Origin of the sequence: uncultured Brevundimonas sp. (assembly GCF_937863155.1) — a bacterium.
GTDB lineage: Bacteria > Pseudomonadota > Alphaproteobacteria > Caulobacterales > Caulobacteraceae > Brevundimonas.
This window is the reverse complement of the sequence record NZ_CALMFB010000062.1, coordinates 79,430-92,056: the sequence shown is the minus strand read 5'-3', so window position 1 is coordinate 92,056 and position 12,627 is coordinate 79,430. Positions and strand designations below refer to the sequence as shown.

At 67.1% G+C, this 12,627-nt stretch carries 14 protein-coding genes and 1 tRNA gene; 7 read left to right on the top strand and 8 right to left on the bottom strand.

Annotated features, from left to right (window positions below):
- Nucleotides 1–104: 104 nt before the first annotated feature.
- From fusA to rpsL, 3 genes are all read right to left on the bottom strand, one after another.
- Nucleotides 105–2,183: an elongation factor G gene (gene fusA / locus Q0581_RS10100; RefSeq protein WP_298699904.1), complete on the bottom strand. Its 2,079-nt coding sequence runs from the start codon at nucleotides 2,181–2,183 to the stop codon at nucleotides 105–107.
- A 140-nt stretch (nucleotides 2,184–2,323) separates the two neighbouring features.
- The gene (rpsG, locus tag Q0581_RS10095) at nucleotides 2,324–2,797 is read right to left on the bottom strand and encodes a 30S ribosomal protein S7 (protein ID WP_298699902.1); all 474 of its coding nucleotides are present in this window, start codon (nucleotides 2,795–2,797) and stop codon (nucleotides 2,324–2,326) included.
- Nucleotides 2,798–2,836: 39 nt separating this feature from the next.
- Nucleotides 2,837–3,211: a 30S ribosomal protein S12 gene (gene rpsL, locus Q0581_RS10090; protein WP_292263323.1), complete on the bottom strand. Its 375-nt coding sequence runs from the start codon at nucleotides 3,209–3,211 to the stop codon at nucleotides 2,837–2,839.
- 420 nt (nucleotides 3,212–3,631) lie between these two features.
- On the opposite strand from rpsL, the gene Q0581_RS10085 reads away from it, so the two are divergent.
- Nucleotides 3,632–4,372 (top strand): hypothetical protein, encoded by a 741-nt coding sequence (locus Q0581_RS10085; RefSeq protein WP_298699900.1) that lies wholly within the window; start codon nucleotides 3,632–3,634, stop codon nucleotides 4,370–4,372.
- A gap of 10 nt (nucleotides 4,373–4,382) precedes the next feature.
- On the opposite strand, the gene Q0581_RS10080 is transcribed toward Q0581_RS10085, so the two are convergent.
- The gene (locus Q0581_RS10080; RefSeq protein ID WP_298699899.1) at nucleotides 4,383–5,399 is read right to left on the bottom strand and encodes a polyprenyl synthetase family protein; all 1,017 of its coding nucleotides are present in this window, start codon (nucleotides 5,397–5,399) and stop codon (nucleotides 4,383–4,385) included.
- 98 nt (nucleotides 5,400–5,497) lie between these two features.
- Here Q0581_RS10080 and Q0581_RS10075 point away from each other — a divergent pair, with 98 nt between their 5' ends.
- Nucleotides 5,498–6,244, top strand: coding sequence for a methyltransferase (locus Q0581_RS10075; RefSeq protein ID WP_298699898.1), 747 nt, complete (start codon nucleotides 5,498–5,500; stop codon nucleotides 6,242–6,244).
- 17 nt (nucleotides 6,245–6,261) lie between these two features.
- Nucleotides 6,262–6,873: a TIGR02466 family protein gene (locus Q0581_RS10070; protein WP_298699896.1), complete on the top strand. Its 612-nt coding sequence runs from the start codon at nucleotides 6,262–6,264 to the stop codon at nucleotides 6,871–6,873.
- 5 nt (nucleotides 6,874–6,878) lie between these two features.
- On the opposite strand, the gene Q0581_RS10065 is transcribed toward Q0581_RS10070, so the two are convergent.
- Both Q0581_RS10065 and Q0581_RS10060 read right to left on the bottom strand, forming a co-directional pair.
- Nucleotides 6,879–7,232, bottom strand: coding sequence for an Hpt domain-containing protein (locus Q0581_RS10065; RefSeq protein ID WP_298699894.1), 354 nt, complete (start codon nucleotides 7,230–7,232; stop codon nucleotides 6,879–6,881).
- Nucleotides 7,232–8,668, bottom strand: coding sequence for an amino acid permease (locus tag Q0581_RS10060; RefSeq protein ID WP_298699893.1), 1,437 nt, complete (start codon nucleotides 8,666–8,668; stop codon nucleotides 7,232–7,234). The genes Q0581_RS10065 and Q0581_RS10060 overlap by 1 nt, the downstream gene beginning before the upstream one ends.
- 174 nt (nucleotides 8,669–8,842) lie before the next feature.
- On the opposite strand from Q0581_RS10060, the gene Q0581_RS10055 reads away from it, so the two are divergent.
- Together Q0581_RS10055 and Q0581_RS10050 are read left to right on the top strand one after the other, a co-directional pair.
- Nucleotides 8,843–8,918: transfer RNA gene (locus Q0581_RS10055), tRNA-Lys, on the top strand.
- Nucleotides 8,919–9,022: 104 nt separating this feature from the next.
- A complete protein-coding gene (locus Q0581_RS10050; protein ID WP_298699892.1) occupies nucleotides 9,023–10,816 on the top strand; it encodes a hypothetical protein in 1,794 nt (597 codons plus the stop codon).
- A 28-nt stretch (nucleotides 10,817–10,844) separates the two neighbouring features.
- Here the strand turns inward: Q0581_RS10050 and Q0581_RS10045 are convergent, their stop codons facing one another.
- Nucleotides 10,845–11,057 (bottom strand): helix-turn-helix transcriptional regulator, encoded by a 213-nt coding sequence (locus Q0581_RS10045; protein ID WP_298699890.1) that lies wholly within the window; start codon nucleotides 11,055–11,057, stop codon nucleotides 10,845–10,847.
- A 64-nt stretch (nucleotides 11,058–11,121) separates the two neighbouring features.
- Here Q0581_RS10045 and Q0581_RS10040 point away from each other — a divergent pair, with 64 nt between their 5' ends.
- Nucleotides 11,122–11,577 carry a hypothetical protein gene (locus Q0581_RS10040; protein WP_298699888.1) on the top strand — a complete coding sequence of 152 codons (456 nt, stop codon included), beginning with the start codon at nucleotides 11,122–11,124 and terminating at the stop codon, nucleotides 11,575–11,577.
- 13 nt (nucleotides 11,578–11,590) lie between these two features.
- On the opposite strand, the gene Q0581_RS10035 is transcribed toward Q0581_RS10040, so the two are convergent.
- Nucleotides 11,591–12,205 carry a MerR family transcriptional regulator gene (locus Q0581_RS10035; RefSeq protein WP_298699887.1) on the bottom strand — a complete coding sequence of 205 codons (615 nt, stop codon included), beginning with the start codon at nucleotides 12,203–12,205 and terminating at the stop codon, nucleotides 11,591–11,593.
- A gap of 42 nt (nucleotides 12,206–12,247) precedes the next feature.
- Between Q0581_RS10035 and Q0581_RS10030 the strand changes: the two genes are divergently transcribed.
- Complete coding sequence (locus tag Q0581_RS10030) at nucleotides 12,248–12,532, top strand: hypothetical protein (protein ID WP_298699885.1); 285 nt, start codon at nucleotides 12,248–12,250, stop codon at nucleotides 12,530–12,532.
- The last annotated feature ends 95 nt before the right edge of the window (nucleotides 12,533–12,627 follow it).

Sequence of the window (12,627 nt, the reverse complement as noted above, 5' to 3'; positions counted from 1 at the left end):
CGATCGTGCCAATGTTGCAGTGCGGCTTAGTCCGTTCGAATTTTTCCTTGGCCATTTCTAGCTCCTTTGTCCCCCAATCGGGGTCCTCGTCTGGGGGTTAAGTTTTAGGCGTACTTCTTGATCACTTCGTCGGCGACGTGTTGCGGCACCGGCTCGTAGTGGTCGTACTGCATGGTGAACTGGGCGCGGCCCTGCGACATGCCCCGCAGGGTGTTCACATAGCCGAACATGTTGGCCAGCGGCACGAAGGCGTTCACGACGACGGCGTTGCCGCGCATGTCCTGCCCCTGGATCATGCCGCGACGACCGTTCAGGTCGCCGATGACCGAACCCAGATACTCTTCCGGGGTCACGACCTCGACGGCCATGATCGGCTCCAGCAGCTTGGGCCCGCCCTTCTCGCGCAGTTCCTTGAAGGCCGCGCGCGAAGCGATTTCGAACGCCAGGACCGAGGAGTCGACGTCGTGGAAGGCGCCGTCGATCAGGGTGGCCTTCAGGTCGATCAGCGGGAAGCCGGCCAGCAGACCGTTTTCCTTGGCCGACTTCAGGCCCTTTTCGACGCCCGGGATGTATTCCTTGGGCACCGAGCCGCCGACGATGGCGCTTTCGAAGACGAAGTCCGAACCCGGCTCGCCCGGCTCGAACACCAGCTTGACGCGGGCGAACTGGCCCGTACCGCCGGTCTGCTTCTTGTGGGTGTAGTCGATCTCGGCCTTGCGGCTGATGGTCTCGCGATAGGCCACCTGCGGCGCGCCGATGGTCGCCTCGACCTTATAGGTGCGCTTCAGGATGTCGATCTTGATGTCCAGGTGCAGCTCGCCCATGCCCTTCAGGATGGTCTGGCCCGACTCGTGGTCGGTCGAGACGGTGAAGGACGGATCTTCCGAGGCCAGCTTGGCCAGGGCGACGCCCAGCTTTTCCTGGTCGGCCTTGGTCTTGGGCTCGACGGCGATTTCGATAACCGGCGCCGGGAACTCCATCTTCTCCAGGATGACGGGGTTCTTGATCGGGTCGCACAGGGTGTCGCCGGTGCGGGTTTCCTTCAGGCCGGCCAGGGCGACGATGTCGCCGGCATAGGCTTCCTTGATGTCCTCGCGGTTGTTCGAGTGCATCAGCAGCATGCGGCCGACGCGCTCTTTCTTGTCGCGCGACGAATTCAGCAGGCCCATGCCCGTTTCCATCTTGCCGGAATAGATGCGGCAGAAGGTGATCGAGCCGACGAAGGGGTCGTCCATGATCTTGAACGCCAGAACCGACAGGGGTTCGTCGTCCGACGCCTTGCGGGTGATCGGCTCTTCGGTGCGGAAGTCGATGCCCGGGGTCGGCGGGATGTCCACCGGCGACGGCAGATAGTCGACCACCGCGTCCAGCAGCGGCTGCACGCCCTTGTTCTTGAAGGCCGAGCCGCCCAGGATCGGATAGAAGGCGCCGGTCAGCACGGCCTTGCGGATGCACTTCTTCAGCGTCTCGACCGACGGCTCATTGCCTTCCAGATAGGCTTCCATCGCCTCGTCATCCAGTTCGACGGCGTTGTCGATCAGATACTGGCGGGCGGCGGCGGCCTTCTCGGCCATGTCGGCGGGGATTTCGCGCACGTCGGGGTCGGCGCCCACGGCGTCGGTTTCCCAGACCAGGGCCTTCATCTCGACCAGGTCGATCACGCCCTTCAGGTTCACTTCCGAACCGATCGGCAGCTGGATCGGCACGGCCTTGGCGCCCAGGCGGTCGCGGATCGACTGGACCGAGGCGTCAAAGTCGGCGCCGATCTTGTCCATCTTGTTGACGAAGACGATGCGCGGCACGCGGTATTTGTCGGCCTGGCGCCAGACGGTTTCGGTCTGCGGCTCGACGCCGGCGTTGCCGTCCAGCACGGTCACGGCGCCGTCCAGAACGCGCAGCGAACGTTCGACCTCAATGGTGAAGTCCACGTGGCCGGGAGTGTCGATGATGTTCAGCCGCTTCTCTTTCCAGAAGGCGGTCGTGGCGGCCGAGGTGATGGTGATGCCGCGTTCCTGCTCCTGGTCCATCCAGTCCATGGTGGACGCGCCGTCGTGCGTCTCGCCCATTTTGTGGTTCTTGCCGGTGTAGAACAGGATCCGCTCGGTCGTCGTCGTCTTGCCCGCGTCGATGTGGGCCATGATGCCGAAGTTGCGGTAGTCTTCGATTTTATGCGTGCGGGGCATAGGAGAGTGCCTTGCGGTCAAACGGCCGCGTCAGACGGCCTCGGAGGGATGTTCGGATAAGCGGGCGCGGGCGATTTAGCTCAAACCGCCCGCGCCGGATAGTCACGTAGATAGGAACCGAAGACGGCCCCTTGAAGGCGTTACCAGCGGTAGTGGCTGAAGGCGCGGTTGGCTTCGGCCATCTTGTGGGTGTCTTCGCGCTTCTTGACCGCGGTGCCGCGGTTGTTCGAGGCGTCCAGCAGCTCGGCGGCCAGCTTTTCGGTCATGGTGTTTTCGCCGCGGTTGCGCGCGGCGTTCACCAGCCAGCGGATGGCCAGGGCGCGACGACGGTCGGGGCGAACCTCGACCGGCACCTGATAGGTGGCGCCGCCGACGCGACGCGACCGGACTTCGACCGACGGGGCCACGTTTTCCAGCGCGGTGTGGAAAGTGGCGACCGGCTCTTGGTCCTTCTTCTTCTCGGCCAGGATGTCGAAGGCGCCGTAGACGATGTTCTCGGCGACGGCCTTTTTGCCTTCGTACATGACGTAGTTCATGAATTTGGTGACGATCAGGTCACCGAATTTGGGATCCGGCAGGACTTCACGCTTCTGGGCGCGGTGACGACGGGACATGGATGTATCCTCTTGAATCTATAGGGCGCGCAGGGCGGATTACTTCGGACGCTTGGCGCCGTAGTGCGAACGGCGCTGCTTGCGGTCCTTGACGCCTTGCGTGTCCAGCACGCCGCGCAGGATGTGGTAGCGAACGCCGGGCAAGTCCTTGACGCGGCCGCCGCGGATCAGGACCACCGAGTGCTCCTGCAGGTTGTGGCCTTCGCCGGGGATGTAGCACACGGCTTCATAGCCGTTCTTGGCCAGGCGGACCTTGGCGACCTTACGCAGAGCCGAGTTCGGCTTCTTCGGGGTCGTGGTGTAGACGCGGGTGCAGACGCCGCGACGCTGGGGCGAACCCTCCAGGGCCGGCACCTTGTTACGGGTGGGCTTGGGCTTGCGGGGCTTGCGCATCAGCTGGTTGATCGTAGGCATTCGATACCGTCTCGACTTCTGTATGGAGGCGTGTGCCTTTCGGCCGGGGCGCCTCATGGACCTTCTTCTGAACGGGGAGCCTTCCCCGCCCGGGTTGCCTTTGCGAGACCGGAACGCCGCCTCAAACAGAAAAGCCGGAACGGGCGCTTTGGCCGTTCCGGCGGGCGCAGCCCGTCCGTTCGATTGTGACGATCAGGACGGCCGCCGAAGCGCCCATCTCGAAAGTGCGCGCCGTTTACGCGCTGAGGGGCCCAAGGTCAAGCGCAGCGCAAACCCCGGAGCGGCCTGCATCCAGCCGCATTAAGGCCACGCTTGCCCCGTCCTGTGGCCCGGTCAGGGGAGAGACGCTTGCCGAACATCGACTGGGCATGGCCGGACAGGGCGCCTTGGGTGAGGGCGCCGCGAGTTCGACGCGCGGCGATGGCCGGCGTGTCGCTGGCGCTGCATGCCGCCGTTCTGGGCTATATGGCGCTGCGGACGTTCGATGTTCCGGTTTCGCCGCCGTCTTCGCCGGTCGAGCGCCTGATCCCCCTGGACCTGACGCCACGCCCGCTTCTGCGCGATGAAACGCCACGAACGCCGGCCCAGGCTGCGATCGCCGAGACGTCGGTCGCCCAGGCGTCGTCCCCTGCCCTGACCGCACCATCCTCCGCTTCAACCGGCGCGGCGATTGTCCGACGCAAGGATGAAGAGGACCAGACCCCTTCGGCGCCTTCGGCCCGGCTGGCCGCCCCTGCCCCGACCGGCGCGCCCGCCGGCGACGCCTGGCGGGTTCGCCCCGAAAGCCTGGGGGACGCCGTCGCCCGGTCGCTGCGGCAGGGCATTCCCGGCTGCCGCATGTTGCGGGGTCAGATGGGCGCGGCCCAGCAGGCGGCCTGCGACACGGCCTTCAACGAGGCAGCCGCCCGCGCGGCGCCGATCCAGGGAACGGGCAACCCGGAACGCGACGCCCGTTTCGCCGCCGAGGGCGCGCGTGAAATGCGCCGCTATGAGATGATGCGTCGTCCCCTGTCCGGCGGGGTCGGGGTGGTGGGGCCGGGCGACTGTCCCGGCTCGAACTTCGGCATGGGCTGTGCGGGCGCGCATCTGCCCGACGTGCCGGGCATGGACATGCGCCAGGGCGCCACGACCACGCACAATCCCTCGCAGCGGGCGCCGTAGACTTTGGGAGTCAGGCCGCGCGGCTGACGGCGAAGTCGGCCAGTTGCTCCAGCGCCGTGCGCCATTCGCCGGCCGGCAGAACCTCCAGCGCCGTCTTGGCGGCATCGGCGTAGTCGCCCGCCACATCCAGGGTCGCGGCGATGGCGCCCGAGGCGACGACCAGTTCGCGCGCACGCTCGAAATCCGCCTCGGTGCGCTGGCCCTGGGTGATGGTGCGCTCCCAGAAGGCGTCTTCGGCGCCGCGCGTCTTCTGGACCGCCAGCAGAAGCGGCAGGGTGGCCTTGCCCTCGTTGAAGTCGTCGCCCGCGTTCTTGCCCAGGGCCGCCGCCGCGCCGCCATAGTCCAGGGCGTCGTCCGCAAGCTGGAAGGCGATGCCCAGGTTCAGCCCATAGGCGCGAAGGGCCTGAACCGCCGCTTCGTCGGCCCCCACGCCCACGGCGCCGGATTCGGCGGCGGCGGCGAACAGTTCGGCGGTCTTGGCGGTGATGATCGTCAAATAGGTGTCGCGGTCCAGGTTCAGGTCGTGGGCGCGGGTCAGTTGCAGCACCTCGCCCTCGGCGATCACCCCGGCGGCGCGCGCCAATATGCCCAGGGCGCGCAGGGAATCGGTCTCGACCATCAGCTCGAACGCGCGCGCGAACAGGAAGTCGCCCACCAGAACACTGGTCGGGGCGCCCCAGATCAGATGCGCCGCCACCTTGCCGCGCCGCAGCTCGGAGCCGTCCACCACATCGTCGTGCAGCAGGGTGGCGGTGTGGATGAACTCGACCGCCGCCGCCAGCTTGCGCGCCGGTTCGATGTCGTCGGCCGCCCCCACGGCCCGCGCGGCGGCCACGGTCAGCAACGGACGCAGGCGCTTGCCCCCCGCCGCGATCAGGTGTTCGGCCAGCTTGGGGATCACCGGCACGGGCGACTGCATCCGCGCCACGATATGGGCGTCGACCGCCGCCATGTCGGCCTGGGCCAGGCGGACCAGGGCCTCGACATCGCCCTTGTCACGGGCGGCGGGGCGGGCGGCTGCGTCCAAGATGGATACTCGTTGCTGGGGTGGAGGTTTCAAGGGGCGCTCTTGCCCCTTTGCGACGCGGCGCACAATGGTGAGGGCGCCATGAAGGGTCAAGTTAAGTGACGGTCACGGAACCGCCGGTCGAAAATGCGTTGCTGAACGGCCGGGTGCGTTTGCGCCAGCCCACGCGCGGCTATCGCGCCGGGATGGATGCGGCCGTGCTGGCCGCCGCCGTCAGGGCCGGGCCGGGGCAGCGGGTGATCGAGGCCGGATGCGGCGCGGGCGGCGCCCTGTTCCAGATCGCGGCGCGCTGTCCCCACGCCCGGCTGATCGGCGTCGAGCGCGAAGCCGAGGCCGCCGATCTGGCCCGCCAGAACGCCGCGCTGAACGGCGTCGAGGACCGGGTGGAGATCCTGACCGCCGACGTGGCCGCCGGCTTCCGCGCCCTGGACCGCGCGCCCTGCGACTGGGCCGTGGCCAATCCGCCCTTCTTCGACGACCCCGGCGCCCTGCGCGCCCCGGCCCCCGGCAAGCGCGCCGCCTGGATGGCCGACGACGGCCTGGGCGCCTGGACCGGCTTCCTGCTGAAGGCGGTCACGGAGGGCGGGCGCATCGTCCTGATCCACCGCGCCGACAGGCTGGCCGACATCCTGGCCCTGCTGGCGCCCAAGGCCGGGTCGTTCGCCGTCCTGCCGATCCATCCCCACGCCGACGAGCCGGCCAAGCGGGTGCTGGTCGCCGCGATCAAGACCGGCAAGGCGCCCTTGCGACTACTGCCGCCGCTGGTGCTGCACGACCGTGACGGGGCCCGGCACACGCCCCAGGCCGAGGCGATCCTGCGCGGAGAGGCGGACATCACGCTGTGATGCGCTAAAGAGACCTCATGCCCCTGCGCCCGCTCTTCGTCACCCACGTCTATGAGGCCAGCCTGGCCTCAGTTTCCGGTTTCGCCGACTTCAACGCCGACCTGGCCGACGCCTGCCGCATGCTGGCGGTCGAGGACGGCGCGGGCCGCGCCTGGTGCCGGGCGAACGGCTATCGCGGATACACCTCCTACGGCTCTCTGACCGACCTGCCCCAGCGCCTGCCCGAGTTCGCCGAGCTGAAGAAGCACCTCGACCGGCACGCCCTGGCCTATGCCCGCGCGCTGAATTTCGACCTGGCGCGCAAGCCGCGTCTGGACAATCTGTGGGTCAACATCCTGAAGCCCGGCGGCGGCCATACCGGCCATATTCACCCGCACGCCTTTCTGTCGGGCACCGTCTATGTCGAGGTGCCGGACGGCGCTTCGGCCCTGAAGCTGGAAGACCCCCGCCTGGCCATGATGATGGCCCGCCCCGGCGTGACCCCCGATGCGCCCGAGGCGGAACAGCCCTTCGTCTATCTGGCGCCGAGGGCCGGCACGATCCTGATGTGGGAAAGCTGGCTGCGGCACGAGGTGCCCGCCAACGCGGCGAAGTCAGAGCGGATCTCGATCAGCTTCAACTACGCCTGACGCCGTCAGCCCTTCAGCCCTCTCAGCATCAGTTCGTGGCGATAGGCGGCCACATCGGCCAGGGCCGCCTCCAGCGCCGTTCGCGCCCGTTCCAGCATCGGCGGGGCGTCGGCCTTGTCCACCGCTTCGGCCAGGGCGCAGGCGGTCGCGACCTCTTCCGCCCCTATGCCCGCCGCCGCGCCGCGCAACGTATGGGCGGCGTCGCGCCAGCCGTCTTCGCGCACGTCCAGCAGGGGCGACCAGATGGCCGCCTGCTGGACGAACAGGCCCAGGATCTCCTCGGTGATCACATCCACCCCGCCGGTCATCCGCTCCAGCACGGTGAAGTCGACGGCGCCGGACAGATCGCGGCGGGCCATCAGGCGGCGGTCTCCTCGCCCTTGGCCAGGCGGGTGTTGCGCCGCGCGAACAGCAGATAGATCACCAGCCCCGCCGCGTTCCAGATGAAGAAATTCGTCTGGGTCGAGCCCGGCAGGCTGGCGAACAGATACAGGCACCCCAGGATGGCCCCCGCCCCGACCAGGGGCCACAGCGGCGCCTTGAACCGGCGCTCACGGCCCGGCTGCTGGACCCGCAGCACGATCAGCGCCGCGCCCACGGCGATGAAGGCCGCCAGCGTCCCGGCATTGGCCAGGGCCGCCAGTTCGCCCAGGCTGAACAGGCCCGCGATCACCGCCATCAGCACGGCGGTCAGGCCGGTCATCAGCACCGGCGATCCGCGCGTCTCGCTGACCTTGGCCAGGCCACGCGGCAGCATGCCGTCCCGCGCCATGACGAAGAAGATGCGGCTCTGCCCGTACATGAAGGCCAGCAGCACGGTCGGCAGGGCCACGATGGCGGCCCCGGCGATGATGGTGGCGGCCGTATCGCTGCCCAGAGTGCGGGCGATGTGCGCCAGGGGTTCGCTGGAGCCGGCGAACTGGCCGAACGGCATGGCGCCCACGGCGGCGGCGGCCACGACCATATAGATGGCTATGCAGGCGACCATCGACCCGACGATGCCGATGGTCAGGTCGCGGCCGGGGTTCTTGGTCTCCTCGGCCGCCGTCGATACGGCGTCGAAGCCGTAGAAGGCGAAGAAGATGATGGCCGCCGCGGCCATGACGCCCATCTCCACCCCTTCGGCGTTCAGCGACTTGGTGAAGCCATAGGGCATGAAGGGCTGCAGATTGGCCGGGTCGAAATGCGGGGCGGCGATGGCGACAAAGGCGCCCAGGGCCACGACCTTCACCACCACCAGCACGGCGTTGACCGTGGCGCTCTCTCGCGTGCCCAGCATCAGCATGCCGGCCACCAGCGCCACGATGCCGACGGCCGGCAGGTTCACCAGGCCCGGCGTCTCCGTGCCAAACGGCCCGCTGGTCAGATAGGCGGGCAATCCCCAGCCCACGCTTTCCAGGAAGCCCGTGAAATAGCCGGCCCAGCCCACGGCCACGGCCGAGACCACCAGCGAATACTCCAGGATCAGGCTCCAGCCGATCACCCAGGCCAGCATTTCGCCCAGCGCGGCGTAGGAATAGGTGTAGGCGCTGCCCGAGGCCGGGATCATGGTCGCCAGCTCGGCATAGGCCAGGGCCGCGACCACGCACACCACCCCCGCGATCAGGAAGGCCAGCATGACCGCCGGCCCCGCCTTGGCCGCCCCGACCCCGATCAGGGTGTAGATGCCGGTGCCGACGATGGCCCCGACGCCCAGGGCGATCAGATGCGGCCAGCTCATGGTCGGCTTCAGCCGCGCATGGCCTTCGATGTCGGTGATGGCCTCGATCGAGCGCCGCCGGTTCCAGAACGCCATGCTTTCCCCCTTCGGCCGCCATCCGTCGGCGGATCGATTCCCTGATCAGACCTTATCCCCTGCGGGCGGGCGACGAAATGCCGCTTGCGTTACCGCCTGATCCCGCCTATTTGCACCGCCCTTCGGCATGGCGCTGGCTGCAAAGACAGGGCATGCTGAATGCGCGTCGATATCGGGTGATTAGCTCAGTTGGTAGAGCAGCTGACTCTTAATCAGCGGGTCGTAGGTTCGAGCCCTACATCACCCACCATCGTCCACCTAACCCCTTGAAATCACAAGAAGGCGCTGAACGGAAACGCCTTTTCGCGACAAACCTTGTACAAAGCTTGTGCAAAATGTGCGAGGGTTTTGGCCATGTCCAGCGCCTCTTTTAGAGCCAAGCGAAACGGGGTTTCGGCGCCGAAAAACGGCCTCACCCGCAATGTCCGGCTCATCGTTCCGGCCGACGTCCAGACCATCGCCCTAGGCCTGCCCGAGACGGATGCGCGACGCGCCCTGCTCGTTCACGAGGACGGCCGGCCGAAGGGCGCCCTGATCAAGACCACGCGCCGCCGCAACGCCGAGGAGGCCGACGGCATAGGCGAAGCCCTGAGGCGCGAATGGAAGGCCGTCTTCGCCAGCCTGCGGGCCGAGCATAAACCCGGCGGCGTGTCCCAGGCGCGCGAGCGCATCGACGCCTGGCGCGCCGAAGAGGTCGCCACCGCCCTCGGCTTCGACGTCGAGATCAGCCTCCTGGAATACAAGGCTCGCGCCGAGGCGCTGGCGTCGCCGGCCGCAGGCGTCGAGCATGGCGGCCTCATCTGGGCCGAGCGCTACTTTGAGGAACGGCCCGAGGCCTCGCGCAGCCCGGCAATGCCGCCCGAGACCTTCATGCTGCTGGATCGTCTCCAGGTCATCGAGACCAGTCCCGAGGCCTGGCGCGACATCGACGGCTTCGACACGGTGCTGAACGCCGTCCTCGGAGCGCGCTGGGCGGCGACCACGCGCACGATCGTCAGACCGTATTTCGCCAAGGCCTGGATGGAGGTGGTCCGGGCCCAGGAGCAGGAGCGCCGCTACGCCGCCACCCTCCTCAGCCTCGCGCATCGCCCCGACATCGTCGTGCCCCGACATCCAACCCATGAGCCGCGGCCGGGCGACAAGAGGCTCGACGAACTGCTGGCCGCCTATCTGGCGGCCAAGGGCGAGAACAAGGACTACCGGGCGCCCATGCGGGCGCTGAAGGAGTTCTTCGGCGAGAAAAAGCCCATCCGCGCTATTGGCCGGCAGGACGCCCGGGACTTCCTCGCCTTCATCCAGACCCTCCCGTCCAACGCGACCAAGAAGTTCCCGGGAAAGACCCTGGCCGAGGCCGCCGAGGCCCGCATCAAAACCGGCGATCCGGCCGTATCGGTCACGACCGTGCGCACCTACCTGAACCACGTCTCCATGATCTGGAACTGGGCGCTGGCCGAGAACGAAGCTTGGCTCGACAAGAACCCCTTCGAAGGATTGATGCCCCAGGCCGCGCCCAAGGTGCAGCGTGAGGGCTTCACCGACCAGGAGCTGATCAAGCTGTTCTCAGCGCTGGCCCCGCAGAAGGCCGAGGATCATTCGCTCTTCTGGGTGACGGCGCTCAGCCTGAACGGCGCCCGGATCTCCGAGCTCCTCCAGTTGCGTACCCACGAAGTGCGCGAGCACGACGGCGTCCACTTCCTCGACTTCGGCGAGTTCGACGACCAGGGCCTGCGGATCGGGCAGGCCCAGTACAAGAACCAGCGCAGCATCCGCCCGGCGCCCATCCACCCCTTGGTCATGGCGGCCGGCTTCCTCAAGCTTGTCGAGCGTCGCAAGGCCGCCGGCGAGACGCAGCTCTTCCCCGAGGTGAAGCCCCGCGTCGTCGGGCAGAAGGTGGATTGGTCCCACTATCACTCGAAACGGATCAACAAGATCATCGACGACCACGTCTCGGATGCGCCCAAGCTCGTCGCTCACTCCTTCCGCCACATGCTGCGTGAGCGCGCCCTGGACCTCGACATCTCCCCTGAGGTCATCGACGCCATCGGCGGCTGGGCCCCCAAAACCGTCGCCGCCAAATACGGCGTCAAGCGCATCGGAATGCTCCATCGCAACTTGGCGCGGATCAAGTTCGGAGCGCTCAAGCTCTGACTGGAGACACCGCCCCGTCCGGCGTGCGTCAGCTCGCAGGGCGCAGCAGATCGATGGCATCAGCGCCGAGCGCGGCGGCGATCTTCTCGACGACGCCGAGCGTCGGATTGCGCTGGCCGCGTTCGATCTGCCCCACATAGGTGTAGGCAAGGCCGACCTCGTCGGCCAAGGCCTCCAAGGTCAGGCCCCGATCGAGGCGAAGCCGCCTGACGTTTTGGCCGAATGTCTGCGCCAGTTGCATGGGCGCAGGCGCAAGGAATTCTTCACGTTCAACCAGTCACTATAGTGATCATTGGAGGGTGCCGATGATCCTGGAATCAGCAGTTGCTCTTGCCCTGACCACCGCGACCCCGCAGTCCATCGGCACCGATATGGCCGACCTGCGGCGACGGATTGAGGCTCTGAGACAGGCGTCAGAGCAGCCTGCGCCCCCGCCGGGGCCGGGGATCTTGCACACGGCCTCGGATTTCCAACGGGCGGCCCGACGCGCGTTGCTCGGCAGGCTGCGCGACCCCGACTCCGCCCGCTTTCGAAATGTCCGGCGGTTGCCGGCGCCGAACGGGCAAGTCTTCTGCGGCGAGATCAATACCCGGAACGGTTTTGGCGGCATGACAGGCTTCCATCGGTTCCAGGCCTATGCGGGCGCCGACGGCCGAACCTACATCGAGTTCGACGATGCAGAGGATCGGCTTCGGCGGACCTACTTTCAGACCGGGTGGGCGCGCGACTGCTCCGGTGATGGCCATCCCGTCACCTTCTGAGACCTTCGACCAGCTAAGCCGCTCTTCCCAATACGATGGTGAACAAGGGCCGTGGCGAGGCTTTGACGATCGCCTCGGCAACCGCCCATAGATTGACGATCCCAGCGACCTCGACGTGCTCATCGACGGTCGTGTCGTCCAATCCGCGGACGAGGAAACACTCGCCCTTCTCGACCAACGCATGGCGATATGCGTGTTCCACGGATGGCACGTCCGCAAGGGACAACAGCGACGAGGCACGGCCGCGGTGCTCTTGAAGCGTTTCCATGAGCTCGGCCGCCGTATCCTCAGGACCGTCAACCGCGATTGCTTCTTCCAAGTGGTTGCTAAGCGCCGCGAAGATCACCGCAGGGCCCGCCTGGTCTGCGACAGATCGACAGTCCTGGAGCGGCAGACCCAAGCCGCGCAGCTTCACCATCACCCGCATTTCCGCGACTTCTCGCGGGGAGAAACTGGCCCGCCCCCCCTCGCGTGCTCTGAGAAGCTTATTGCTACGCCAGTCTCGCTGCATCCCGAGCGAGAGGCCCGTGATGCCGACGGCCTCCGACGGACTGAACTGCGCCTCGCGATAGCGAACGCCCATTTCCGCGCGCATTGACACCTCGGCGAAAGCGTGGGTAAAAAGCACATACCGTCGGACATCCGACGGTATGTGTATCTATCTGACACTATGGCCAAGGAGGCCTGGCAGCACAAGGAGGAGTACATGCAGCGCATTGCCATTTATCTCGATCGGAGGGCCGATCCGTCGGAGCTTCAACAGGCCTTCCGCCAGTCGCGGACGTCCGGCTCGCGCGTCGTCACGCTTCTCCTGGAACACCACGATGGGAGGCATCGGCCCGTCCTTCAGGACCTCGAACACCGTCTAGAAGCTGGGGAGTTCGATGAGATTTCCTTCTTGGCGCGGCCGTCGAAATCGCCGCGGCGCTCGCAGCACACCCAAGGGGTGCTGTGACGATGGCCCATCTCACGCTTGATGAGCAGCTCTGGCGCAAGGCCGAAGAGCGCCGCGAGGCGCAGTTGCACCCGGAGCGGACTGAGGATGAGGCG